We start from the raw sequence: 23,423 nt of genomic DNA on the forward strand, positions 1-23,423 counted from the left end.
GCCCGGTCGGGCGGGCGCGGGGTGGACCTTCTTGGCTAGGGTCTGGCCATGTCTGACAAGTACGTGGACCCGAGCGGCAACACAGAGCAGTTCCGGGCGTTCGCCCACGCGCCGGAGGCAGCCGCCCCGGCCGCCCCGGCGTCCCGGGTTCCGTTGGTCGCCGGCATCGCGGTGGCCGTGGTGCTGCTGGTGGCCGTCGTCGCCTGGCTGGCCCTGAGCTGAGCACGCGCGTCGCCGCTCGGCTCGCCCTCGACTGAGGCGTGCGCCGCCGCCTCAGGTCGCCGCGTCGGCCACGGCCCGGGCCGCGCGGGCGATCTCGCGTTCCTCGTCGGTGCCGACGACGCAGACGGCGACCTCCGCGCCCGCCGGGGAGATCACCCGGTCGCCGGTGCCGTCGTTGCGCGCCGGGTCGACGGCGATGCCGAGCCGCCCCAGGCCGGCCAGCGCGGCGGCCCGCACCGGCGCCGCGTGCTCGCCCACCCCGGCGGTGAAGGTGACCGCGTCCACCCGGCCGAGCAGCGCGTAGTACGCCCCGACGTAGCCGGTGATCCGGCGGGTGTAGACGTCGAAGGCGAGCGCGGCGGCCGGGTCGCCGGCGTCCCGGCGGGCCAGCACCTCGCGCATGTCGTTGACCCCGGCGAGGCCGAGCAGGCCGCTGCGGTGGTTGAGCAGGTCGTCGATCTCGTCGACGCCCATGCCGGCCTCGCGGCGCAGGTGGAAGACGATCGTCGGGTCGAGGTCGCCGCTGCGGGTGCCCATCACGAGGCCCTCCAGGGGGGACATCCCCATCGAGGTGGCCACGCTGCGCCCGCCCTGCACCGCGCAGGCGCTCGCCCCGTTGCCCAGGTGCAGGGTGATCGTGTTCAGCTCGTCGTACGGCCGGCCCAGCAGCTCGGCGGTGCGCCGGGAGACGTACGCGTGGGAGGTGCCGTGGAAGCCGTACCGGCGGATGTCGTGTCTGCGGGCGGTGTCCCGGTCGATCGCGTAGGTGGCGGCGGCCTCGGGCAGGGTGTGGTGGAACGCGGTGTCGAAGACGGCGACCTGCGGCACCCCGGGCAGCGCCTCGCGGGCGACCCGGATGCCGGCCAGGTTGGCGGGGTTGTGCAGCGGGGCGAGCGGGACGAGTTCCTCGATCGCCGCGAACACGGCGTCGTCGACCAGCACCGGCGCGGTGAAGCGCCGCCCGCCGTGCACCACCCGGTGCCCGACGGCGGTCAGCCCGGCGAGCCCGTCCGGGCCGAGTCGGTCGAGGATCTCCCGGACGGCCGTCTCATGGTCGGCCGGCCCGCCGCCGGGCTCGCCGACCCGCTCCACCGTGCCGGAGGCCAGCACCTCGTCGCCGGCGTAGAGCCGGTACTTCACCGACGACGAGCCGCAGTTGAGGACGAGCACCCGACTCATGACGACTCCTCGGCGGCGGCCTGGATGGCGGTGATGGCGACGGTGTTGACGATGTCGGGGACGGTCGCGCCCCGGGACAGGTCGTTGACGGGGCGGCGCAGGCCCTGCATGACGGGGCCGACGGCCACCGCCCCGGCGGAGCGCTGCACCGCCTTGTACGTGTTGTTGCCCGTGTTGAGGTCGGGGAAGACGAACACGGTGGCCCGCCCGGCGACGGCGCTGTCGGGCAGCTTGGTGGCCGCGACGTGCGGGTCGATCGCCGCGTCGTACTGGATGGGGCCCTCGACCAGCAGCTCCGGCCGCCGCTCGCGGACGAGGCGGGTGGCGGCGGCGACCTTCTCCACGTCGGCCCCGGCCCCGGAGTCCCCGGTCGAGTAGGACAGCATCGCCACCCGGGGCTCGATGCCGAACCGGGCGGCGGTGTCGGCGGAGGAGATGGCGATGTCGGCGAGCTGGGCGGCGTCCGGGTCGGGGTTGACGGCGCAGTCGCCGTAGACGAGCACCCGGTCGGCGAGCAGCATGAAGAACACGCTGGAGGCCACCGACACCCCCGGCACCGTACGGATGATCTCGAACGCGGGGCGGATGGTGGCGGCGGTGGTGTGGGTGGCCCCGGAGACCATCCCGTCGGCGTGCCCGGTGTGCACCATCATCGTGCCGAAGTAGTTGGGCTGGGCCACGATGTCGTGCGCCAGCTCGGCGGTCATGCCCCGGTGGGCGCGCAGCTTCGCGTACGCCTCGGCGAACTCGTCGCGCCAGGGGCTGGTCGCCGGGTCGACGACGGCCGCCCCGGTGATGTCGACGCCCAGCTCCCGGGTGCGCCGGGCGATGTCGTCGGGGCGGCCGAGCAGGGTCAGGTCGGCCACGCCCCGGCGCAGCAGGATCTCCGCCGCGCGCAGGATCCGCTCCTCCGCCCCCTCGGGCAGCACGAGGCGGCGCCGGTGGGAGCGGGCCCGGTCGATCAGGTCGTACTCGAACATCAGCGGGGTGACCCGCGCGGAGCGGCTGACCCGCAGCCGGCGGGCGAGGTCGACGGTGTCGACGCAGTCCTCGAACGCGCCAAGAGCGGCCTCGACCTTGCGCGGGTGGGCCATGCTGGGCCGGCCCTCGATCCGGCTGGACGCGGCGACCGTGTCGTAGCTGTCGCTGCGCACCGAGAGCACCGCGAGCCCGGTGTTGAGCGCCTCGACCAGGCGCATCGCCCTCGGGTCGGGCCGTTCGCCGAGGGTGAGCACCAGCCCGGCGACGGAGACCTGGCCGGCGACGTGCGCGGCGCTGGCCGCCACCAGCAGGTCGGCCCGGTCGGCCGGGGTGATCACCAGCGCGCCCTCGGTGAGGTGGTCCAGCAGCGTCGGCACGTGCGCCGCGCCGACGACGTAGTCGAGCACGTCGCGGCCGAGCGCGGCGTCGTCGCCGGCCAGCAGGGTCGCGCCGAGCGCCGCCGCGACCTCGGCCACCGTCGGCGCCGACACGGTCGGCACCTCCGGGATCGCGTACGCGGGGACGGGCAGGTCGGGCAGCGTCATCGGCCCCGGCACCCGGTTGGCGATCACCGCCAGCACCGTCGCGCCGAGGTCCACCAGATCGTGGTACGCCCCGCGCGCCGCCGCCGCGATCGCCTCCGGCTCCTGCCCGAAGCCGTCGACGACGGGCACCACCACGCTGCCGAACTCGGTGGCGAGGCGGGCGTTGAACGCCAGCTCGCGGGGGCCCGCGCCGTCGCCGCCGTCGGCGAAGTCGCTGCCCACCACGACCACCGCGGGGCAGCGCCGTTCGACGTCGCGGTAGCGCTCGACGATCCGGGAGATCAGCTCCTCGCGCCGCCCGTCGCCGACCAGCGCGCCCGCCTCGGCGTAGGTGCAGCCGTGCAGCTCGTCGACCGGGATCTCGACGCGGTAGCGCTCGGTGAGCAGGGCGAGGATCTGGTCGGGGCCCCGGCCGGGGACGAGGGGCCGGAACGCGCCGATCCGGCCGACCTGCCGGGAGAGCAGCTCGGCGAGGCCGAGCGCGATCGTCGACTTGCCCCCGCCGGAACCGACGCTGGTCAGATACACGCTCCGGGCCACGTCCCCACGCTACAAGATCGCGGCGAGGGTCGCCCGGGTCCTTGGACCCGGGCCGGCGGCCGGCCGTCGCCGCCGTCAGTCGTCGCGGTCAGTCGTCGTCTTCGTCGTCCAACCGGGCGAGCCAGGTGGCGAAGCGCTCGATCGGCGTCTCGAACTCGGGGTTCAGGTCCACGAAGTCGCGCAGGCGCTCGCCCAGCCACTCCACGCTCACCTGCTCCTCGCCCCGCCGCTCGACCAGTTCCTCGATGCCACGGTCGGTGAAGTACATCGTGCGTCCTCATCGGTAGTGCCGGCCGGCGGCCGGGTCGTGCGGTCAGGGACGCGAGCGGGGCAGCGACCGTCGTGGTGACGGTCGCTGCCCCGGCGCGCGGTGGTGCGGTCAGGTCACGGGCGGGGCAGGGCCGCCTCAATCAGCGCGTTCTGCTCGACCTCGTGCATCTTCGCCGAGCCGACCGCCGGCGCGGCGGCGGCGGGGCGGGAGATGCGGCGCAGCCGGACCTCGCTGAGGTGCTCCAGCAGGTTGAGCGCGACGAAGCTCCACGCGCCCTGGTTGGCCGGCTCCTCCTGCACCCAGGCGAAGTCCTCGGCGTTCGGGTACTGCGCGAGGGCGGCCCGGATCTCCTCGACGGGCAGCGGGTAGAGCTGCTCCATCCGGACGATCGCGGTGTCGGTGACGCCGCGCTCGGCCCGGGCCTGGAACAGGTCGTAGTAGACCTTGCCCGAGCAGAGCAGCACCCGCTTCACCTGCCCGGCGGGCGGGGCGGCGGTGTCGGCCAGCACCGGGGCGAAGGTGCCCGTGGTGAAGTCCTCCACCGGCGACACGCAGAGCTTGTGCCGCAGCAGCGACTTCGGCGTGAACACCACGAGCGGCTTGCGCTTCGGCGACAGGGCCTGGCGGCGCAGCAGGTGGAAGTGGTTCGCCGGGGTGGTCGGCATGGCCACCCGCATGTTGTCCTCGGCGCAGAGCTGGAGGAACCGCTCCGGGCGGCCGGACGTGTGGTCCGGGCCCTGGCCCTCGTGGCCGTGCGGCAGCAGCAGGGTGACGGCGGAGCGCTGGCCCCACTTCACCTCGCCGGAGGAGATGAACTCGTCGATCACCGACTGCGCGCCGTTGACGAAGTCGCCGAACTGGGCCTCCCAGCAGACCAGCGCGTTGACGTTCTCCACCGAGTAGCCGTACTCGAAGCCCATCGCCGCGTACTCCGACAGCAGGGAGTCGTGCACGAAGAACCGGGACCGCTCGCCGTCGGCGGTGAGCGACTTCAGCGGCAGGTAGTCGTCGCCGGTGCGGGCGTCCACCACCGAGGCGTGCCGCTGCACGAACGTGCCCCGGCGGGAGTCCTGCCCGGCGAGCCGGACGGTGACCCCGTCGTGCAGCAGCGCGCCGAACGCGATGATCTCGCCGTACCCCCAGTCGATGTTGCCCTCGACGGACATCTTGGCCCGCCGGTCGAGCAGCTGCTGGATCCGCTTGTGCGGGGTGAAGCCCTCCGGCAGGGTGGTGTGCGCCTCGCCGACGGCCTTGACGACCTCGGCCGTCGTGGCGGTCGCCACCTGCGGCTCCGGCTCGTCCTCGCGGCGCGGCCGGGCCGCCTGCTTCGGCGCGGAGGCGGCGTCCCGGGTGGCCTTGAAGACCCGCTCCAGCTGCGCCTGGTAGTCGCGCAGCAGCTCCTCCGCGTCCTCCACGGTGATGTCGCCCCGGCCGATCAGCTCCTCGGTGTAGAGCTTGCGGACCGACCGCTTCGAGTCAATGATCTTGTACATCTGCGGGTTGGACATCGAGGGGTCGTCGCCCTCGTTGTGGCCGCGCCGGCGGTAGCAGACCATGTCGATCACGACATCCTTGTTGAACGCCTGCCGGTATTCGAACGCCAGCCGGGCGACCCGGACCACGGCCTCGGGGTCGTCGCCGTTGACGTGCAGGATCGGGGCCTCGATCATCCGGGCCACGTCGGTGCTGTAGAGGCTGGACCGGGAGTGCTCGGGGGCGGTGGTGAAGCCCACCTGGTTGTTGACCACCACGTGCACCGTGCCGCCGGTGCGGTAGCCGCGCAGCTGCGACAGGTTGAGCGTCTCGGCGACCACGCCCTGCCCGGCGAAGGCGGCGTCACCGTGCACCGCCAGCGGCAGCACGGTGTAGCCCTCCAGCTTGAGGTCGATCCGGTCCTGCTTGGCCCGGACGATGCCCTCCAGCACCGGGTCGACGGCCTCCAGGTGCGACGGGTTGGCCACCACCGACACCTTGACGGAGTGCTCGCCGTCGGGGGTGGTGAACTTGCCGTTCTGGCCGAGGTGGTATTTCACGTCGCCCGAGCCCTGCGTCGAGCGCGGGTCGAGGTGCCCCTCGAACTCCGAGAAGATCTTCTCGTACGGCTTGCCGACGATGTTGGCCAGCACGTTGAGCCGGCCCCGGTGGGCCATGCCGATGACGACCTCGTCGAGCCCCGCCTCGGCGGAGGACTCCAGCACCTCGCCGAGCAGCGGGATCAGCGACTCGCCGCCCTCCAGCGAGAAGCGCTTCTGGCCCACGTACTTCGTCTGGAGGAAGGTCTCGAACGCCTCGGCGGCGTTGAGCCGGTTGAGCACGTGCTTCTGCTCGTCGGAGGTGGGCTTCTCGTACTTGCGCTCGATCCGCTCCTGGATCCAGCGCCGCTCCTCCGGGTCCTGGATGTGCATGTACTCCACGCCGACCCGGCGGCAGTAGGAGTCGCGCAGCACGCCGAGGATGTCGCGCAGCTTCATCCGCTGCTTGCCGGCGAAGCCGTTGACCGGGAAGACCCGGTCCAGGTCCCACAGGGTCAGCCCGTGCTGGAGGACGTCCAGGTCGGGGTGCTTGCGGATCTTGAATTCCAGCGGGTCGGTGTCGGCCATCAGGTGACCGCGCACCCGGTACGCGTGGATCAGCTCGTGCACCCGCGCGGTCTTGTTGATCTGGCCCTCGGAGTTGACGGCCACGTCCTGCATCCAGCGCACCGGCTCGTACGGGATGCGCAGCGAGGTGAAGATCTGGTCGTAGAAGCCGTGCCCGCCGAGCAGCAGCTCGTGCATGACCTTGAGGAACTCGCCGGACTGCGCGCCCTGGATGATCCGGTGGTCGTACGTGCTGGTCAGCGTGATGATCTTACTGACGGCCAGCTCGGCGAGGGTGGCCTCGCTCATCCCCTGGTAGGGCGCCGGGTACTCCATCGCGCCGACGCCGATGATGGCGCTCTGCCCCGTCATCAGACGCGGGATCGAGTGCACCGTGCCGATGCCGCCTGGGTTGGTCAGCGAGATCGTGGTGCCCGAGTAGTCCTCCATGGTCAGCTCGTTGCGGCGGGCGCGCCGGACCACGTCCTCGTACGCCTGCCAGAACTGCCGGAAGTCCATCGTCTCGCAGCCCTTGATGGACGGCACCACCAGGTTGCGGCTGCCGTCGGGCTTGGCCAGGTCGATCGCGATGCCCAGGTTGACGTGCTCGGGGCGGACCATCGCCGGCTTGCCGTCGACCTCGGCGAAGGAGTTGTTCATCTCCGGGTGCTCGACGAGCGCCCGGACCATCGCGTAACCGATCAGGTGGGTGAAGCTGACCTTGCCGCCGCGCCCCCGGGCGAGGTGGTTGTTGATCACGATGCGGTTGTCCACCAGCAGCTTCGCCGGGACGGCACGCACGCTCGTCGCGGTCGGCACGCTCAGCGAGGCGTCCATGTTCTGGACGATCTTCGCGGCGACGCCGCGCAGCGGGGTGGTCTGCGGGCCGGTCACCGTCGGCTTCGCCGCCGCCTTCGCGGCCGGCTCGGCCTTCGTGGCTCTGGCGGGCGTCGGCTTCGTGGCGGGCTTCACCGTCGGCTGCGCCCCGGACGCGGACGCCTTCGGCGCGGGGGCCTTCGCGGGGGCCGGCGCGGCCTGCGCCGCCGGCTGGGCGACGGTGGCGGCGGCCTCCTGTTGCCCGGCCGGCTCCGGCGCGGCCTTGGCGGACTGGCCGTCCGGGCGTGCCGTGGCGGCGCCCGGCGCGGGGCGGTAGTCGGCGAAGAAGTCGTGCCAGGCCGAATCGACGCTGCTCGGGTCGGCGAGGTAACGCTGGTACATCTCCTCGACGAGCCACTCGTTAGGGCCGAAACCCGCCAGTGGGTTCTCCTGCGAAGTCTGCTGGGTCGACACGGCCGGTAATCGCCTCTTTCACGCGGGTTTGTGTGTCACGCGGTGTCCTCCGACGCCCCGAATGCGAGGGGCGGACGGGGGACGGCTCCCAGGCTACGCCGTACGAATACGCTAGGCATTTCCGGCTCGGGCGCGTGGTCGGTTTCACAGAAGATGACACAGGTTCGGTCAGCGCCGCGTGTCCCGTTGACTCCGGCCCGGAACGGAGCCGGCCCCGGGCGCGATCCTGCGATCACGCTCCGGGGCCGGCCGCCGGCCATCCGGCGAGGGGTCAGGAGATGTCCCGCCGCCGCATGGTGAGGGTGCCGATCATGCCGGTCACCACGGCGTACCCGATCAGCACCGCCGCGCCCGCCCAGCGCGGCGGGTTGCCGGGGATCTCGGTGCCGCTGACCATCAGCGACGAGGCCAGCGAGGGCACCAGCACCTGGAGGTTGTTGATCCACTCGCCCCAGCGGGCGGCGAGGATGCTGATCGCGATGGCCGCGCCGATCGAGCCGCCCAGGTAGAGCAGGATGCCGGTCACCGTCGCGCCGATCTGGCTGCGGATCAGCACGCCGATGCCGACGCCCAGCACCGACCAGAGCAGGTACGCCAGCGCGTTGAGCGCCGTCGCCGTCCAGACCGCGCCGTTGCCGAGCTGGGAGCCGAGGTCGACGCTGTTGAGCACCAGCACGCCGAGCACCAGGTTGAGCCCCGTGGTGACCAGCCAGAACAGCATCGCCAGCACGGCCGCCGCGACCAGCTTCGCCGTCATCACCGCCGTGCGGTGCGGCACGGTGAGGAACGTGGTCGTCACCGTCTGGTGGAAGAACTCGCTGGTCACCACGATGATGCCGAGCAGCATCACGATGAGCAGCCCGAAGAACTGCCCGTTGGTGTAGATGTTGGCGGCCAGGCTGTCCACGGACTGCACGGCCGCCACCTGGTCGGCCTGGTCGGCCGGCACGTCGCCGAAGTTGCCGCTGGCCAGCGCGTCGGTCTGCAACCAGTTGATCAGCGCGGTGAGGCCCCACAGCGGCAGCGAGATGAGCGCGAAGACCCACCACGTGTTGGTGGTGCGGATCTTGAGCAGCTCGGATCGGACGAGGTTCATCGGATGCCCGCCTTTCCGGCCGTCAGCTCCAGGAAGACCCGTTCCAGGTCGGGCCGTTCCGGGGTCAGTTCGTGCAGCTCCACACCGGCGGCCAGCGCGGCCTTGCCGATCGCCGGGGCGTCCGCCCCGGTGACCAGCAGCACGCCGTGCTCACCGGTCTCCACCGTCGCCGACTGCGCGCGCAGCGCCGCGACCAGCTCGTCGGCCTGCGGGGTGCGCACCCGCACCCGGCCGCCGCCCTGCGCCATCGAGCCCAGCACCTGCTCGACCGGCCCCTGCCGGACCAGCTTGCCGGCCGCGATGATCACCACGTCGTCGGCGAGCAGCTGCATCTCCGACAGCAGGTGGCTGGAGACCAGCACCGTGCGGCCCTCGTGGGCCAGGCCCTTGAGGAAGCCGCGCATCCACCGGATGCCCTCGGGGTCGAGCCCGTTCGCCGGCTCGTCGAGGATCAGCACCCGGGGGTCGCCGAGCATCGCGGCGGCGATGCCGAGGCGCTGCTTCATGCCCAGCGAGTAGCCCTTGAACTTACGCTTCGCCGCCGGGGTGAGCCCCACCAGGGCCAGCGCCTCGTCGGCGCGCGACTTCGGCAGGCCGGCCGCCGCGCAGATCACCCGCAGGTGGTTGATCCCGGTGCGGCCCTTGTGCGCGCTGGACGCCTCCAGCACCGCGCCGACGTGGCGCAGCGGGTCGGTCAGGTCCGCGTAGCGCTGGCCGCCGATGGTCGCCGTGCCGCCCGTCGGGGTGACCAGGTTCAGCAGCATGCGCAGCGTGGTGGTCTTGCCGGCGCCGTTCGGGCCGAGGAAGCCGGTGACCCGCCCCGGTTCGACCGTGAACGACAGATTGTCGACCGCCCGGACGTTCTTGTACTGCTTCGTCAGGCCGGACACCACGATCTGACCGCTGTCGGTTATGGGGCTTCGCTGCCCGTCAGACATCTTTCTCCTCCCGTGCACGGCGCGGAGAGCGCGCCGAGATGTGCGGCGCGGTTGCGGACGCGCCGTGGCACAGCCTGGCAAGGCCGCGCAACCAGGTCAATCAGGCGCGACACCTACCTCCGCCTCCACCTCAGGCAGGAGCCGGTCCTCCCCAGGGACGAGAACGCCCCGCCCGGGGCCCGGCCCCCCGACCCGCCGGTCACGCCTCCGACAGGGCGATCCAGGCGGCCAGGGCCCGGCCCAGCAGCCGGCCGTCCGGGGCGTACAGGCTGGTCCGGACCACCGCCTTGCGTCCCCACACGCCGTCGGCCATGCCCGTCACCACGCATTCGTCGCCCGGCGTCGGCAGCCCCTCCAGCACGGCGGTCATCCGGCCCAGCACGTACGGCCGGCCCGCGTCGATCACCGCCCAGCCGCCGGGGCAGTCCAGCGCCGCCCATACCGTAGCCGCGTCCACCTCGGCCGGGGCGGTGAACGGCGCGGCGGTCCGCCCGTCGGGCAGGCGGCCCGGGAAGATCCGCAGCCCGTCGGCCCGGCCGGGCCCGCAGACGAAGCAGCCGGGGAACGGGTGGTCCACCAGGCCCGGGTACGCCGCCGACGCGGCCCGCGCCGTGTCGACGTCCACCGGGGGCACCACCTCCGGAACCTCGTCCACGCCGCGCACCTGGGCGATCAGCCGGCCGTCCGGGTCGTGCACCTCGCCGCCGTCGAGGGTCAGCGGGGTCTCCAGCGGCGGCGGCTGCCGCAACGTCACCTCGACCGTGCCGCCGAGCCCGGACGCGGCGGCGAAGACGCCGGCGCACCAACCGCCGTTGCCCGACCCGGGCGGCCCGTTGTATCTCGCGGGGATGATCACGCGCACCTCCTCCGCGCAGCCTCGCACGCCCGGTTCCGGGCAAGGAAGGGCCCCTTGTTAACGCCTGCGGTAGAGAAGGGTCCCCCTCTCACCGCCCTCCGCCGGGCCGGGGAAGTCCGCCCGGTGGCGTTCACCGGATCGACACCGGTCGTCCCCGCCCGCGGCATCCGGGGCACCTACACAGAGCTCATGGCTGTTCTGCCCGTCGCTGGCGTTCCCCTGACGACCAGCGGATACACCGTGTCGATCGCCGACGACCCCCGTCAGGTCGCGGCCGCGCAGCGACTGCGCCACGAGGTCTTCGCCACCGAGCTCGGGGCCACCCTGCGCCCCGGTCCGGCCGGCCTGGACGCCGACGACCTCGACCCCTACTGCGACCACCTGATCGTCCGCGAGGAGCGCACCGGGGCGGTGGTCGGGACGTACCGGCTGCTGCCGCCCGGCCGGACCCCGCGCCGGTACGCGGAGGCCGAGTTCGACCTCACCGCGCTCGACCCGCTGCGGGACGTCCTGGTGGAGGCCGGTCGGTCCTGCGTCCACCCGGCGCACCGCTCCGGCGCGGTGATCAACCTGATGTGGACCGGCATCACCCGCTACCTGCACCTGCGCGGGTCGCGCTGGCTGGGCGGCTGCGCCTCCGTGCCGGTCGACGACGGCGGGCTGCTCGCCGCCGGCGTCTGGGAGCACGTCCGGGCCCGGCACCTGGCCCCGCCGCCGCTGCGGGTCCGGCCGCTGCGCCCCTGGCTGGCCGAGCCGCGCGCCGCTGAGCCGCCCGTCGCGGGGCCGCGCGTCGCGGGGCCGCGCGTCGGCGCCGGGCAGGCCGCCGCCGGGCCCGACACCACCGCCCCGCACGCCGTCGCGACGCCCACCACCACCGCGCCCGGCGATCCGCGCCCGGCCGGGCGGGTCGCGCTGCCGCCGCTGCTGCGCGGGTACCTGCGGCTGGGCGCCTGGGTGGCCGGCGAGCCGGCGTACGACCCGGACTTCCGGGTCGCCGACTTCTACGTGATCTTCTCGCTGGACCGGATGAGCCCTCGCCACCTGCGGCACTTCCTCGGCGACGGGGGCGGGCGGTGACCGCCCGCCACGACCTCTGGCGGCCGGTCTCCGGCTGCGACGCGGACTGCCTGCCCGGCCCGGGGGACACCCCCACCGTGCCGGTCGCCCGCCGGCTCGGGCGGCTGGCGGCCGTACTCCTGATGCTGGTGGCCGGCGCGGCGCTGGCCGGGCTGCTGCCGGTGCTGCCGGCCCGGGAGCGGCGGGCCGCGCTGCGCGGCTGGGCCCGGGGCGCGGCCCGGGCCTGCGGCGTGCGGCTGGTGGTCCGGGGCCGGCTGCCCCGGCGGCCGTCGCTCGTGGTCGCCAACCACGCGTCGTGGCTGGACGTGCTCGCGCTGCTGGCCGTGGCGCCGGCCCGGGTCCTGGCCAAGCGCGAGGTGCGCCGCTGGCCGCTGGTCGGGCCGCTGGCCGTCGCGGTGGGCACCCTCTTCGTGGACCGCGCGCGCCCCCGGGCGCTGCCCGCCGCCGTGCGCCGGGTCGCCGCCGCGCTGCGGGCCGGTCACCCGGTCGCGGTCTTTCCCGAGGGTACGACGTGGTGCGGCGCGGCCGTGGGCTGCCGGCCGGGCGGCGGGTTCCGTCCCGCCGTGTTCCAGGCGGCGGTCGACGCGGGCGCGCCGGTCGTCCCGGTCCGGATCGGCTACCACCTGGCCGCCGCTGCGCCGGCCCCCGGCCTCCCGGCCGCTCCCGCCGGTGGGCCGACGACCGTCGGCGCCTTCCTCGGCGCGGAGAGTCTGGGCCGGTCGGTCTGGCGGGTCCTGGCGACCCGGGGGCTCACGGTGACGGTGACGGCGACCGCCGCGCTGCACCCCGGGCGGGACGCGGACCGGCGGCGGCTCGCCCGGATCGCCGAGTCGGCGGTCCACCTCGTGCCGCCCCGGGCCGCCGCTGCGGCCGTCCCGCCCCGGGCCGCCGTCCCGGTGCTGCCGCTCGCGCCCGGGTCGCCTCGGGTCGCCGGCACGCAGGTCGGCCCGACGTCCCCCGCCGCCGCGCAGGTCGGCCTCGCGGCCTGACGCGTCCCCGACACGCGACAGTCTTGTTCGGTCGCGATGTATCGCGTTATTCTGCCACCGGAGGAGCGCGCCGCCGGGGCGCGCCCGCCGGCGGGAGGATGCCATGCCCAGGTGGACCGTCGACCGCCCACAGCGGCTCACCCTCGACGAGCCGGTCACCGCCCTGCACGTCCGGCTGGTGACCGGGCGGCTCGCCGTCGTCGGCACGGACGGCCCGGCCCGGGTGGACGTCACCCGGGTCAGCAGCCGGCCCGTGCTCGTCGAGCAGCACGACGGGGTGCTGACCGTCCGGCACGAACGCCGACCGAGGTGGCCCGGGCTGCTCTGGTGGCTCGGCCGGCTCGGCCGGCGCTTCCGGGCCGACGTCTCGATCGCCGTGCCCGCCGACGTGCTGGCCGACCTCGGGCTGGTCGACGGCTCGCTGGTCGCCTCGGGCCTGAGCCGGGAGACGCGCGCCGACGTCACGGCGGGCCAGATCGCCCTGATGGGTGTGCGGGGCCGCACCACCGCGAAGATCGTCTCCGGGCCGGTGGAGGCCCTGGGGGTGGCCGGGGACCTGAGCCTGGAGACCGTCTCCGGGGAGGTCGTCCTCGCCGACGGCACCGTCGGCACGGTGCGCGCGCACACCGTCTCCGGCGAGATCACCTGCGACCTGGACACCCAGCGCGGCGGCGAGATCCGGCTGAGCACCATCTCCGGCCGGATCACCGTCCGGGTCCGCGAGGACAGCGACCTCGACGTCCGCCTGCACACCACCGCCGGCCGGATCACCAGCGGGTTCCCGCAGGTGCGCGACGGAAGCGGGCTCGGCGGCGTGCGGGACAGCGCGGGGGTCCTCGGCACCGGCGCGGGTAGGCTCTGGGCGTCCGCGACCTCCGGCAGCATCGCGCTGCTCGCCCGTCCGGTCGACGACGCTGAGGAGCTGCCGTGACCACCGTGTTCAGCCACGGGCGGCTCCGGCTCTATCTGCTCAAGCTGCTCGACGACGGCCCGAAGCACGGCTACGAGCTGATCCGGCTGCTGGAGGACCGCTTCCTCGGCCTGTACGCGCCGAGCGCCGGCACGATCTACCCCCGGCTCCAGCGGCTGGAGGCGGAGGGGCGGGTGACCCACACCGCCGCCGGTGGCCGCAAGGTCTACGACATCACCGAGGCGGGCCGGGCCGAGCTGCGCCAGCGGGCCGCCGAGCTGGCCACCCTGGAGTCCGACATCAGCTCGTCGGTGGCCGACCTCTCCGCCCTGGCCGGCGAGATCCGCTCCGAGGTACGCGGGTCGGTGCGCGACCTCAAGCGGGAGCTGCGCGAGGCGACCCGGCGGACGCGCCAGTCCCGCCGTACCCCGTGGGAGGCCGCGTCGCCCCCGGGCCCGGCGCGGTCCGCCGCCCCCGCCGGCTCCTCGCCGCTGCTGGCCGAGCTCGACGACCGGTTGGCCGCGTTCACCGTCGAGGTCGACGCGTTGACGCGGGCGGGCCGGCTCGACGACGTCCAGCTCCGCGCGGCGATCCGGGTCCTCGACGGCGCCCTGGACGGGCTGCGCCGGCTGCTGCGCTAGCCGACCCCGGGCCGGCCCGGGGCCGGCGCGGAAGCGGCCCGGAGTTCTCAGGGAGTTTCCAGCAACCGCCCAGCGCCGACGCAGCGAGGTCACGGATGATGGTCGGCATGGCCGCTACCCAGACCGAGGCGCGACTGCTCGTCGTCGAGGACGATCCCAACATCCTCGAACTGCTCTCCGCGAGCCTCCGCTTCGCCGGCTTCGACGTGGCCACCGCGACCAGCGGGAGCGCCGCGCTGCACGCCGCCAAGGACCACCGCCCCGACCTGGTGGTCCTCGACGTGATGCTCCCCGACCTCGACGGCTTCGAGGTCATCCGGATGCTCCGCGAGGGCGGCACCCGGACCCCGGTGGTCTTCCTGACGGCCCGGGACGCCACCGACGACAAGATCCGCGGGCTGACCCTGGGCGGCGACGACTACGTCACCAAGCCGTTCAGCCTGGAGGAGCTCACGGCCCGGATCCGCGCCGTGCTGCGCCGCACGGCCAGCGGCGACCAGACGCCCTCCCGGCTCACCTTCGCCGACCTGGAGCTGGACGAGGAGACCCACGAGGTGCACCGGGCCGGGCAGCGCGTGCAGCTCTCGCCGACCGAGTTCAAGCTGCTGCGCTACCTGATGCTCAACGCCAACCGGGTGCTGTCCAAGGCGCAGATCCTCGACCACGTGTGGAACTACGACTTCCGGGGCGACGACAACATCGTCGAGTCCTACATCTCCTACCTGCGGCGCAAGGTCGACAACACCCAGCCCCGGCTGATCCACACTCTGCGCGGCGTGGGATACGTGCTGCGCAAGCCGGCGGCGTGAACGCCGTCGCGCTGGCGAAGGGGCGGCTGCGGAGCGTACCGCTGCGGGTGAAGCTGGTGGCGGCGGTGCTGACGCTGGTCGCCGCGGCCCTGCTGGTGATCAGCTCCCTGACCACCTATTTCCTGCGCAACTACCTGGTCGCCCAGGTCGACGTCGAGCTGAACGCCTCGGTGGACAACATCGAGACCACCCTGATCACGGCCCAGCCCACGCGGTCGGTCGTGCCCACCGACTACCTGGTGGTGGCCACCGACCGGCGTTCCGGGGCGGTGTCGGTCACCGAGTACGACCGGGGCCGGTTCCGCATCGAGGACCTGCCGTCCTGGCCGAGCGACGCGGCCGGCTTCGCGGCCAAGGTCGGCAAGCCACGGACGGTCCCGGCCCGCGACAGCGGGGTGCGCTGGCGGATCATCTACGCCGAGCTGCCGAACGGGCAGATGGTGGCCATCGCACAGAACCTCACCGACGTCGACCTGGCGGTCAAGCGGCTGGTCTGGATAGACCTGCTGGTCGGCGGGGCGGTGCTGATCCTGCTCGCGTCCATCGGCGCGGCGATCGTGCGGACCAGCCTCAAGCCGCTGGTGGAGATCGAGCGCACCGCCGCCGCCATCGCCGGTGGCGACCTGACCCGGCGGGTGCCCGACCCGGAGGACGGCGAGCCCTGCCCGACCTCGGAGCTGGGGCGGCTGTCCCGGGCCCTGAACACGATGCTGGCCCAGATCGAGGCCGCCTTCACCGCCCGCGCGGCCTCGGAGATCGCCGCCCGCTCGGCCGAGGCGGGCGCGCGGGACGCGGCCGCCGCGGCGCAGGCGTCCGAGGCGCGGGCCCGCCGCTCGGAGGAGCGGATGCGGCAGTTCGTCGCAGACGCCTCGCACGAGCTGCGTACCCCGTTGACCACCATCCGCGGCTTCGCCGAGCTGTACCGGCAGGGCGCGGCGCGGGCCCCGGAGGAGACCGCCGGCCTGCTGCGCCGCATCGAGGACGAGGCCGCCCGGATGGGGCTGCTGGTGGAGGACCTGCTGCTGCTCGCCCGGCTGGACCGGGAGCGGCCCCTCGCCCTCGGCCCGGTGGAGCTGCCGCTGCTGGCCGGCGACGCCGTGCAGGCCGCCCGGGTGGTGGCCCCCGACCGGCGCATCGAGCTGGAGATCGAGCCGGGCTCCGGGCCGCTGGTGGTGCTGGGCGACGACGCCCGGTTGCGGCAGGTGATCGGCAACCTGATGACGAACGCGCTCACCCACACCCCGCCGGACGCCTCGGTGACGCTGCGGCTGCGTACCGAGCCGGGGAACCTGGCGGTGGTGGAGGTGGCCGACACCGGCCCGGGGCTCTCCCCGGAGCAGGCCGAGCGGGTGTTCGAGCGGTTCTACCGGGCCGACGCGGCCCGCACCCGGCGGGCCGGCGGGATGACCAGCACCGGGCTGGGGCTGGCCATCGTGGCGGCGCTGGTCGCCGCGCACCACGGCACCGTCGAGGTCGGCGAGACGCCGGGCGGGGGAGCGACCTTCCGGGTCCGGGTGCCGCTGCTGCCCGACAGCGGCGACGACCCGGGCGAGTGACTTTCAGGGAACTTCCAGGCGGATTCCAGGCTCGTCGCAGTGGCATGGGAGAAGGTGGATGCATGACCGAGTACGAGACCGACCCGCAGCGGCGACCGGCGCCCTCCGACGCCGAGCCGTCGCACCCCACCGCCGAGCTGTCCCGCGTCGAGACCGGGCAGTCCGACTCCCCGGCCGTCGAGCCCGCCGCTCCGGCCGCGCCCGCCGCCCACCCCACCTACCCAGGCCCCGCCGCGCCGGCCGCCGGGCAGCACGCCCCCGCCGGGCCCGTCGCCCCGGGTTCCGGCCCGCAGCCGTACGGCGGCCCGGCCACCCCGTCCGCGCCGCCGTACCCGGTGTCGGGGCAGCCGCAGCCGGCCGGGCCGTACCCCAACAGCCCCTGGCAGCCCCAGCACGCCGGGCAGCACTCCGCCGGGCAGCACTCCGGCTGGGCCGCGGGGGGCCAGCACGGTCCGGCGGCCCCCGGGTACGCCCCGCACGCCGGTGGTCCCGCGTACCCGGGCGGCCCGGTGCCGCCGCAGCACCCCGGCCAGCCGGTGCCGGCGTGGGCGCAGGCCCCGAAGCCGAGCCGGGTGGCCAAGCTGGCCGGCGCCGGGGTGGCGGTGTTCGCGTTGATGCTCGGCTCCGGCGTGGCCGGCGGCGCGCTCGCGCTCGCCGTCGACGGCAACTCGGGCGGGATCACCCGCACCTACTCGGCCGCGCCGGTGCTCAACAGCGCCGACCTGCCGAAGATCGCCGCGTCCGTGCAGGACAGCGTGGTCTCGATCAGCACCGGCAGCGGTGAGGGCTCCGGGGTCATCCTCTCCGAGGACGGCTACGTGCTGACCAACAACCACGTGGTCGCCTCCGCCTCGGGCAAGACCGTCAAGGTGGTCTTCGCCGACGGCAAGACCGCCGACGCGGAGATCGTCGGCACCGACCCGAAGACCGACCTGGCCGTGGTGAAGGCCGGCGGGGTCAGCGGGCTGAAGGCCGCCACGTTGGGCGACAGCGACGCGATGCAGGTCGGCGACCAGGTGCTCGCCCTGGGCAGCCCGCTGGGCCTGCAGGGCTCGGTCACCTCGGGCATCATCAGCGCCCGGGACCGCACCATCCAGGCCGGCGAGAGCCAGCAGCAGGACCCGCGGCAGGGGGTCAGCTCGATCGCCGGGCTGCTCCAGACCGACGCCCCGATCAACCCGGGCAACTCCGGCGGCGCGCTGGTCAACACGCGGGGCGAGGTGATCGGCATCAACACCGCCATCGCCACCTCCGGGCAGAGCACCGGCAACATCGGCGTCGGCTTCGCCATCCCGAGCAACAAGGCCAAGGACGTGGCCGGCAAGCTCCAGCGCGGCGAGAAGGTCAGCCACCCCTCGCTCGGGGTGAGCGTGAGCCCGGCCGAGAACGGCGGCGCGGTGGTCGCGTCCGTCACCCCCGGCAGCGCCGCCGAGAAGGCCGGCATCCGGCAGGGCGACGTGATCACCAAGTTCGGCGACACCGTGATCAACGACTCCGACGACCTGGTGGGCGCGGTCCAGGCCCGCAAGGTCGGCGACCGGGTCGAGGTGCAGTACCAGCGAAATGGATCGGCGGCGACGGCAACCGTGACGCTCGCCGAAACGTCGTAACGACAGCAGACCTACCTCCTCCCGAAGGGCGGTGGGTGGCGGAGCCAAGGGGGTTGGCTTCGTCACCCGCCGCCCTTCGCCCTTCCCGACCCGCCGGAGCCGTCGCGGGCGCAGGCCGTTCACCCGGACCGGGTGAGCCGCGCTCACCCCCGGCCGTCCGGCCCTGCCCGTGCCGGGCCCGTTCCGTTTGGCCCGACCGGGGCCGGGAAAGCCCGCAGACCACGCGCGCTGGGACCACCGGGGAGGACTCGTGGCCGTGAACCACCTGCCGCTCGACCGCTCGGAGGAACGGCCGCTGCGGATCGCCATGGTGGTCCCGCCGTGGCTGACCGTGCCACCGCCCGGCTACGGCGGCCTGGAACAGGTCGTCGCCGGCCTGGTGGACGCGCTGGTCGAGCGGGGGCACGCGGTGACCGTCTTCGGGGCGGGCCGGCGGCACGGCACCCGGGCCGGCTACGTCGCCACCTGCGACGACCTCCAGTACGACCGGCTCGGCGAGGCGCTGCCCGAGCTGGCCCACCTGGCCCACGTCGGCCACCTCGTCTCGCCTGCCGACTTCGACGTCGTGCACGACCACACCACGATCGGCCCGCTGGTCGCCGGCCGGCGGGCGGTGCCCACGGTGGCCACCGTGCACGGCAACCCGGTCGGCGAGTACGGCACCGTGCTCAGCGACACCGACCAGGGGGTCGGCCTGGTCGCCATCTCGCACACCCAGCGACGGCTGAACCCCGGGCTGCCGTGGGTCGGCACCGTGCACAACGCGCTCGACGTCGCCGACGTGCCGCACAAGACCGCGCCGGGGCGTGGCCCGGTGCTCTGGCTGGCCCGGTTCAGCCCCGACAAGGGCCCGGACGTGGCGATCGGGGCCTGCCGGGCGGCGGGCCTGCCGCTGGTGCTCGCCGGCAAGTGCAACGAGCCCGCCGAGCGCCGCTACTTCGAGCAGGTGGTGGAGCCGATGCTCGACGACGACGTGACAGTGGTGTTCAACGCCGACCGGGCGGCCGCGCTGCGGATGCTCGTCGACGCCCGCTGCCTGATCATGCCGATCCAGTGGGAGGAGCCGTTCGGGATGGTGATCCTGGAGGCGATGGCGACGGGCACGCCCGTGGTGGCGCTGCGCCGGGGCGCCGTGCCGGAGCTGGTCCGCCCCGGCGTCACCGGGCTGGTCTGCGACCGCCCCGACGACCTGCCCGGCGCGCTGCGGCAGGTCGACCGGCTGGACCCGGCCGACTGCGTGGCGCACGTCGCGGAGAACTTCTCCACGGCCCGGATGGCGCAGGGCTACGAGGCGGTCTACCGCGACTTCCTGCACGGGCGCGCGCCCGCCCCGCCGAGCCGGCCGATCCCGGTGCCGGCCCGCTGACCGCCGGGGCGGCCGGGGCGGGTCACAGGCGCGCCGCCCCGAGCCGCTGGAACGCGGTGTCGAGCTGGCGGGCGTACGCGGGGGTGATGCTGCCCTCGCGCTGCCGCTCGGCGACCTTGTCGCGGGCCCGCTGCACGGCGGCGGCCAGGTCGCTCGGGCCGGTGGCCTCGACGGCGTGGCCGAGCAGGTTGCGGATGTCGGTGCCGACGTCGACGCGGATCCCGCCGTCGTCCACCCCCGTGTCGATGAGCTGCCCGATGTCGCTGGCCACCTCGGTCACGCTGCCGCCGGACGGGGCGGGCGGCGTGGTCGTCGGCGCGGCCGAGGGGGTGGCCCGGGGCCGGGCGGGCGGCCGGGTCGTGGTCGGCGGCGCGCTCGGCGACCGGGTCGGCGCCGTCCCCAGCGACTCCCCGGCGGGCGACTCGGTGGGCAGGGCCCGGGGCATCGGGTCGGGCTGCTCGTCGGGCCTGGGCCACAGGAGCGCCCCCGCCGCCGCCACCGCGGCCCCCGCCGCCACCACGGGCACCGCCCAGCGACGCCGGGGCCGGCCCTGCGACCCGGCCCCGGCGGGCTGCGGGGACGACGCGGGGCCGGGCGTGCCACCCGCCGGGGCCGCCCCGGGGGGCGCGGCCTGCGCCGGGGGAGCCGACGTCGGGGCGGGCGGACCGGCCGGGACCGGCGGCGCGGCGGGCGGGGCGACGATCGACGGCAGGGTCATCGTCGGGGCGAGCATGGTGGCGGCCTGCGGGTCGGCCGGCAGGAGCTGGTCGCGCAGCGCGAGGGCCACCTGGTGCGCGGTGGGCCGGTCCCGTGGCTGCCGGGACAGGCAGCGCAGGCAGATCCGGACCACCTCGGGCGGCAGGCCCGGGACCTCCAGCGGCGGGGGCTCGTCGCCGCCGGCCAGGGCCGCGCCGAGCTGCTCCCAGGTGTCCGCCGGGTACGGCACCTGCCCGGTCAGGGTCTCGTAGAGCAGCACGCCGAGCGAGTAGATGTCGGTGGCCGGCTGCGCCGGGGCCCCGTCCAGCCGCTCCGGCGCGACGTACGCGGGCGTGCCGAAGGTGCCGCCGTCCTCGTCCTCGTCCGGTGCGCCGACGTGGGTGGCGATGCCGAAGTCGAGGACCTTCGCGCCGACCGGGGTCATCATCACGTTGGCCGGGGTGATGTCCCGGTGCACGATGCCGAGCCGGTGCGCGGCGGCGAGCGCCTCGGCCACCTGGGCGCCGATCTCCACCGCCTCCGGCCAGGGCAGCGGGCCCTCGGTCAGCCGGTATTCCAGCTCCTCCCCGGCGAGCAGCTCCATCACCACGAACGAGGTGATGCTGCCGTCCGGGGCGAGCGTCTCGCCGTAGTCGTGCACCGACGTCACGTGCGGGTGGACGAGCTGCGCGGCGGAGCGGGCCTCCTCGCGGACCATGTCGCGGAACCGGGCGTCCGCCGCGAGCGAGGGCGCGAGCACCTTCAGGGCGACCGTGCGGTCGAGAACCTCGTCGCGGGCCCGCCAGATGACCGACATGCCACCCGCGCCGATCTGGTCGATGAGTCGGTACCTGCGGGCCAGCAGCCTGCCGGCGTGCAGTGTTGCCATGACGGATCGCACCTGCCTGAGGTCGGGGCGGTATCAGGTTGCGCGAATGTGTCCGGCCTGTCAACGCCCGTCCGGTCTCACCCGACCGGCGCGTGGACGGGCGCGCCCGGGCACCGGACGGCCGGCGTGACCCCGCGTGCCAGGATGAACGGCATGGTCAGCGGTCCGGTGGCGTTCGTGCTCGGCGGCGGGGGAGTCCTCGGCGCGGTCGAGGTGGGCATGCTGCGCGCCCTGTTCCGCGCCGACGTCCGCCCGGACCTGGTGCTCGGCACCTCGATCGGGGCGGTCAACGGGGCGCTCGTCGCGGCCGATCCGACCGAGGCGGTCACCGACCGGCTGGTCCGGCTCTGGGCGTCCCCCGAGGCCAGCGAGGTGTACGGCGACTCCGTCGCCCGTCAGCTGCGCCGCTTCGCCGCCCGCACCCACCTGCACTCGCCCCGGCCGCTGCGCCGGCTGCTGGAGGCCGAGCTGGGCGAGGAGACCACCTTCGCCGACCTGCGGGTGCCGTTCCGCTGCTGCGCGGCGCACATCGAGCGGGCCGCCGAGCACTGGTTCGACGCGGGCCCGCTGGTGCCGGCGGTGCTCGCCTCCGCCTCCGTGCCGGGGCTGCTGCCGCCCACCGAGATCGGCGGGCAGCACTTCATCGACGGCGGGATCGTCAACTCCATCCCGATCGGCGCGGCGGTCGAGGCCGGGGCGCGGGAGGTCTTCGTGCTCCAGGTGGGCCGCATCGAGCGGGAGCTGACGCCGCCCCGGCGGCCCTGGGAGATCGCTCAGGTGGCGTTCGAGATCGCCCGCCGGCACCGGTTCTCCCGGGAGATGGCGGCGCTGCCCGACGGGGTGCGGGTGCACGTGCTGCCCACCGGGGGGCCGGGGCCGCGTGAGGACAGCCCGTGGGCGTACCGGGACATGGCGGCGGTGGGGCGGCGGATCAGCCGCGCGTACACGGCCTCCCGCCGCTACCTGGCCACCCACCTGGACCGCTGATGCCGCTGCCGCCCCGATGGGTCCGCCGGTTGCTGCTGGCGCCCGGTGTGGTGCTGCTCGCCGTGGCCGTGGTGACCAGCCTGCCGGTCTGGGCGTTCGCCGCCCTGGCGCTGTCCCCGCTGGTCCCCGGCCGGCTGCGACCGCTGCGCCTGCTCTGGATCGGCTGTGTCTACCTGGTCTGGGACGCGGCGGCGCTGCTGGCCCTGTTCGTGCTCTGGGTGGCCTCCGGCTTCGGGGTGTGGAAGCGGACGCCGCCGTTCCAGCGGGCGCACTACGTGCTCGCCGGCCACTTCCTCCAGGTGTTCTTCTGGCAGGCCCGGTGGACGCTGCGGCTGCGCATCGACGTGGTCGGCACCGACCCCGACACGGCGCTGCCCGGCCGCCCGGAGCTGGTGGTCTGCCGGCACGCCGGGCCGGGCGACTCGTTCATCCTGATCCACGCTTTGGTCAACTGGTTCCACCGGGAGCCCCGGATCGTGCTCAAGGAGAGCCTCCAGTGGGACCCGGCGATCGACGTGCTGCTCAACCGGCTGCCCAACCGGTTCCTCGCCCCGGCCTCCGGCCGGCGTGAGCCGGTGACCGAGCAGATCGGCCACCTGGCGACCGGCCTCGACGACGACGACGCCTTCGTGATCTTCCCCGAGGGGGGCAACTTCACCCCGCGCCGCCGGCTGCGCGCCATCGCCCGGCTGCGGTCGCGCGGCCTGGAGCAGATGGCGCTGCGGGCGGAGCGGATGCGGCACGTGCTCGCCCCGCAGCCGGGCGGGCTGCTCGCCGCGCTGGACGCCGCCCCCGACGCCGGGGTGATCTTCGTGGCGCACACCGGCCTCGACCGGATGCTCACCGTCGCCGACGTGTGGCGCGAGCTGCCGATGGACAAGCGGATCATCATGCGGTTCTGGTCGGTGCCCCCGGAGGAGATCCCCGCCGGCCGCCAGGAGCGTGTTGACTGGCTGTTCGACTGGTGGTCACGCATCGACGAATGGATCGCGGCGCACCACGACGGGGACGTCGACGACGCGTAGGGTGCGCTCGTGGAGCAGATCAGCGTGGTGACGACCGTGGTGGACAGCCGCTCGGTCGCGGACGTGCTCGCGGCGGCCGCGGTCGCCGGTCGGCTGGCCGCCTGCGCGCAGGTGGGCGGCCAGGTGGACAGCACCTACTGGTGGCGGTCCGCGGTGGAGACGACCACCGAGTGGTCGGTGCTGTTCAAGACCGCCCCGGACCGGGTTCCGGCGCTGGTCGACCACATCCGCCTCAGCCATCCGTACGAAGTTCCGGAGGTCCTGGTGACCCGGGTGGACAGCGGCAACCCCGACTACACGGCCTGGGTGCACGAGCAGACCCGGCCCTGAGTACGCGCACTCTGGGTGGGTCTTGACCAGGGCACCATGAT

At 74.5% G+C, this 23,423-nt stretch carries 20 protein-coding genes; 12 read left to right on the forward strand and 8 right to left on the reverse strand.

All coding sequences use genetic code 11. The features are described 5' to 3' along the window. The first annotated feature begins 48 nt into the window (after positions 1-48). Positions 49-222, forward strand: coding sequence for a hypothetical protein (locus HDA31_RS03620; RefSeq protein WP_176734753.1), 174 nt, complete (start codon positions 49-51; stop codon positions 220-222). A gap of 51 nt (positions 223-273) precedes the next feature. Here HDA31_RS03620 and HDA31_RS03625 read toward each other — a convergent pair whose 3' ends face one another. The 7 genes from HDA31_RS03625 to HDA31_RS03655 form a co-directional block, all read right to left on the reverse strand. Next, positions 274-1,401: an acetate/propionate family kinase gene (locus tag HDA31_RS03625; RefSeq protein ID WP_178066296.1), complete on the reverse strand. Its 1,128-nt coding sequence runs from the start codon at positions 1,399-1,401 to the stop codon at positions 274-276. Beyond that, positions 1,398-3,467: a phosphate acetyltransferase gene (gene pta / locus HDA31_RS03630; RefSeq protein ID WP_178066295.1), complete on the reverse strand. Its 2,070-nt coding sequence runs from the start codon at positions 3,465-3,467 to the stop codon at positions 1,398-1,400. The genes HDA31_RS03625 and pta overlap by 4 nt, the downstream gene beginning before the upstream one ends. Positions 3,468-3,555: 88 nt before the next feature. Then, positions 3,556-3,735 (reverse strand): DUF6104 family protein, encoded by a 180-nt coding sequence (locus tag HDA31_RS03635; protein WP_074472708.1) that lies wholly within the window; start codon positions 3,733-3,735, stop codon positions 3,556-3,558. 116 nt (positions 3,736-3,851) lie between these two features. Beyond that, complete coding sequence (locus HDA31_RS03640; protein ID WP_178066294.1) at positions 3,852-7,607, reverse strand: multifunctional oxoglutarate decarboxylase/oxoglutarate dehydrogenase thiamine pyrophosphate-binding subunit/dihydrolipoyllysine-residue succinyltransferase subunit; 3,756 nt, start codon at positions 7,605-7,607, stop codon at positions 3,852-3,854. A gap of 271 nt (positions 7,608-7,878) precedes the next feature. Beyond that, positions 7,879-8,703 carry a DUF2705 family protein gene (locus HDA31_RS03645; protein WP_074472710.1) on the reverse strand — a complete coding sequence of 275 codons (825 nt, stop codon included), beginning with the start codon at positions 8,701-8,703 and terminating at the stop codon, positions 7,879-7,881. Further along, the gene (locus HDA31_RS03650) at positions 8,700-9,641 is read right to left on the reverse strand and encodes an ABC transporter ATP-binding protein (protein WP_178066293.1); all 942 of its coding nucleotides are present in this window, start codon (positions 9,639-9,641) and stop codon (positions 8,700-8,702) included. The genes HDA31_RS03645 and HDA31_RS03650 overlap by 4 nt, the downstream gene beginning before the upstream one ends. 199 nt (positions 9,642-9,840) lie before the next feature. After that, positions 9,841-10,497, reverse strand: a complete 657-nt coding sequence (locus HDA31_RS03655; RefSeq protein ID WP_178066292.1) for a hypothetical protein — start codon at positions 10,495-10,497, stop codon at positions 9,841-9,843. Between the two features lie 189 nt (positions 10,498-10,686). On the opposite strand from HDA31_RS03655, the gene HDA31_RS03660 reads away from it, so the two are divergent. The 8 genes from HDA31_RS03660 to HDA31_RS03695 all read left to right on the forward strand — a co-directional run bounded on the left by HDA31_RS03660 (position 10,687) and on the right by HDA31_RS03695 (position 19,455). Next, positions 10,687-11,574, forward strand: a complete 888-nt coding sequence (locus tag HDA31_RS03660; RefSeq protein WP_178066291.1) for a GNAT family N-acetyltransferase — start codon at positions 10,687-10,689, stop codon at positions 11,572-11,574. Next, entirely contained in the window at positions 11,571-12,563 is a 993-nt protein-coding gene (locus tag HDA31_RS03665) for a lysophospholipid acyltransferase family protein (RefSeq protein ID WP_178066290.1), read from the forward strand. The genes HDA31_RS03660 and HDA31_RS03665 overlap by 4 nt, the downstream gene beginning before the upstream one ends. A 103-nt stretch (positions 12,564-12,666) precedes the next feature. After that, a complete protein-coding gene (locus HDA31_RS03670) occupies positions 12,667-13,494 on the forward strand; it encodes a DUF4097 family beta strand repeat-containing protein (RefSeq protein ID WP_178066289.1) in 828 nt (275 codons plus the stop codon). Next, complete coding sequence (locus HDA31_RS03675) at positions 13,491-14,114, forward strand: PadR family transcriptional regulator (protein ID WP_074472715.1); 624 nt, start codon at positions 13,491-13,493, stop codon at positions 14,112-14,114. Before HDA31_RS03670 ends, HDA31_RS03675 begins: the two co-directional genes overlap by 4 nt. Positions 14,115-14,221: 107 nt before the next feature. After that, positions 14,222-14,923, forward strand: coding sequence for a response regulator transcription factor (locus HDA31_RS03680; protein WP_043966583.1), 702 nt, complete (start codon positions 14,222-14,224; stop codon positions 14,921-14,923). Beyond that, complete coding sequence (locus tag HDA31_RS03685; RefSeq protein ID WP_178066288.1) at positions 14,920-16,479, forward strand: sensor histidine kinase; 1,560 nt, start codon at positions 14,920-14,922, stop codon at positions 16,477-16,479. The genes HDA31_RS03680 and HDA31_RS03685 overlap by 4 nt, the downstream gene beginning before the upstream one ends. Positions 16,480-16,541: 62 nt before the next feature. Next, on the forward strand, positions 16,542-18,089 hold the full coding sequence (locus HDA31_RS03690; protein WP_178066287.1) for a S1C family serine protease: 1,548 nt from the start codon (positions 16,542-16,544) through the stop codon (positions 18,087-18,089). A gap of 307 nt (positions 18,090-18,396) precedes the next feature. Beyond that, positions 18,397-19,455 (forward strand): glycosyltransferase family 4 protein, encoded by a 1,059-nt coding sequence (locus HDA31_RS03695; RefSeq protein WP_083302446.1) that lies wholly within the window; start codon positions 18,397-18,399, stop codon positions 19,453-19,455. A 22-nt stretch (positions 19,456-19,477) separates the two neighbouring features. Here HDA31_RS03695 and HDA31_RS03700 read toward each other — a convergent pair whose 3' ends face one another. Then, positions 19,478-21,040, reverse strand: coding sequence for a serine/threonine-protein kinase (locus tag HDA31_RS03700; protein ID WP_074472719.1), 1,563 nt, complete (start codon positions 21,038-21,040; stop codon positions 19,478-19,480). A gap of 153 nt (positions 21,041-21,193) precedes the next feature. On the opposite strand from HDA31_RS03700, the gene HDA31_RS03705 reads away from it, so the two are divergent. From HDA31_RS03705 to cutA, 3 genes are read left to right on the forward strand one after another with little or no spacing between them, the layout of a single operon-like run. Then, the gene (locus HDA31_RS03705) at positions 21,194-22,027 is read left to right on the forward strand and encodes a patatin-like phospholipase family protein (protein WP_178066286.1); all 834 of its coding nucleotides are present in this window, start codon (positions 21,194-21,196) and stop codon (positions 22,025-22,027) included. After that, positions 22,027-23,052, forward strand: coding sequence for a 1-acyl-sn-glycerol-3-phosphate acyltransferase (locus HDA31_RS03710; protein ID WP_178066285.1), 1,026 nt, complete (start codon positions 22,027-22,029; stop codon positions 23,050-23,052). Before HDA31_RS03705 ends, HDA31_RS03710 begins: the two co-directional genes overlap by 1 nt. Positions 23,053-23,061: 9 nt before the next feature. Next, positions 23,062-23,382 carry a divalent-cation tolerance protein CutA gene (gene cutA / locus HDA31_RS03715; protein WP_074472721.1) on the forward strand — a complete coding sequence of 107 codons (321 nt, stop codon included), beginning with the start codon at positions 23,062-23,064 and terminating at the stop codon, positions 23,380-23,382. The last annotated feature ends 41 nt before the right edge of the window (positions 23,383-23,423 follow it).

Origin of the sequence: Micromonospora carbonacea (assembly GCF_014205165.1) — a bacterium.
GTDB lineage: Bacteria > Actinomycetota > Actinomycetes > Mycobacteriales > Micromonosporaceae > Micromonospora > Micromonospora carbonacea.

Excerpts from the sequence above, each read along its gene's own strand:
- HDA31_RS03620 (WP_176734753.1), top strand. The coding sequence starts at position 49 with ATGTCTGACAAGTACGTGGACCCGAGCGGCAACACAGAGCAGTTCCGG.
- HDA31_RS03625 (WP_178066296.1), bottom strand. The coding sequence starts at position 1,401 with ATGAGTCGGGTGCTCGTCCTCAACTGCGGCTCGTCGTCGGTGAAGTAC.
- HDA31_RS03635 (WP_074472708.1), bottom strand. The coding sequence starts at position 3,735 with ATGTACTTCACCGACCGTGGCATCGAGGAACTGGTCGAGCGGCGGGGC.
- HDA31_RS03645 (WP_074472710.1), bottom strand. The coding sequence starts at position 8,703 with ATGAACCTCGTCCGATCCGAGCTGCTCAAGATCCGCACCACCAACACG.
- HDA31_RS03650 (WP_178066293.1), bottom strand. The coding sequence starts at position 9,641 with ATGTCTGACGGGCAGCGAAGCCCCATAACCGACAGCGGTCAGATCGTG.
- HDA31_RS03660 (WP_178066291.1), top strand. The coding sequence starts at position 10,687 with ATGGCTGTTCTGCCCGTCGCTGGCGTTCCCCTGACGACCAGCGGATAC.
- HDA31_RS03670 (WP_178066289.1), top strand. The coding sequence starts at position 12,667 with ATGCCCAGGTGGACCGTCGACCGCCCACAGCGGCTCACCCTCGACGAG.
- HDA31_RS03680 (WP_043966583.1), top strand. The coding sequence starts at position 14,222 with ATGGCCGCTACCCAGACCGAGGCGCGACTGCTCGTCGTCGAGGACGAT.
- HDA31_RS03690 (WP_178066287.1), top strand. The coding sequence starts at position 16,542 with ATGACCGAGTACGAGACCGACCCGCAGCGGCGACCGGCGCCCTCCGAC.
- HDA31_RS03695 (WP_083302446.1), top strand. The coding sequence starts at position 18,397 with ATGGTGGTCCCGCCGTGGCTGACCGTGCCACCGCCCGGCTACGGCGGC.
- HDA31_RS03700 (WP_074472719.1), bottom strand. The coding sequence starts at position 21,040 with ATGGCAACACTGCACGCCGGCAGGCTGCTGGCCCGCAGGTACCGACTC.
- HDA31_RS03705 (WP_178066286.1), top strand. The coding sequence starts at position 21,194 with ATGGTCAGCGGTCCGGTGGCGTTCGTGCTCGGCGGCGGGGGAGTCCTC.
- HDA31_RS03710 (WP_178066285.1), top strand. The coding sequence starts at position 22,027 with ATGCCGCTGCCGCCCCGATGGGTCCGCCGGTTGCTGCTGGCGCCCGGT.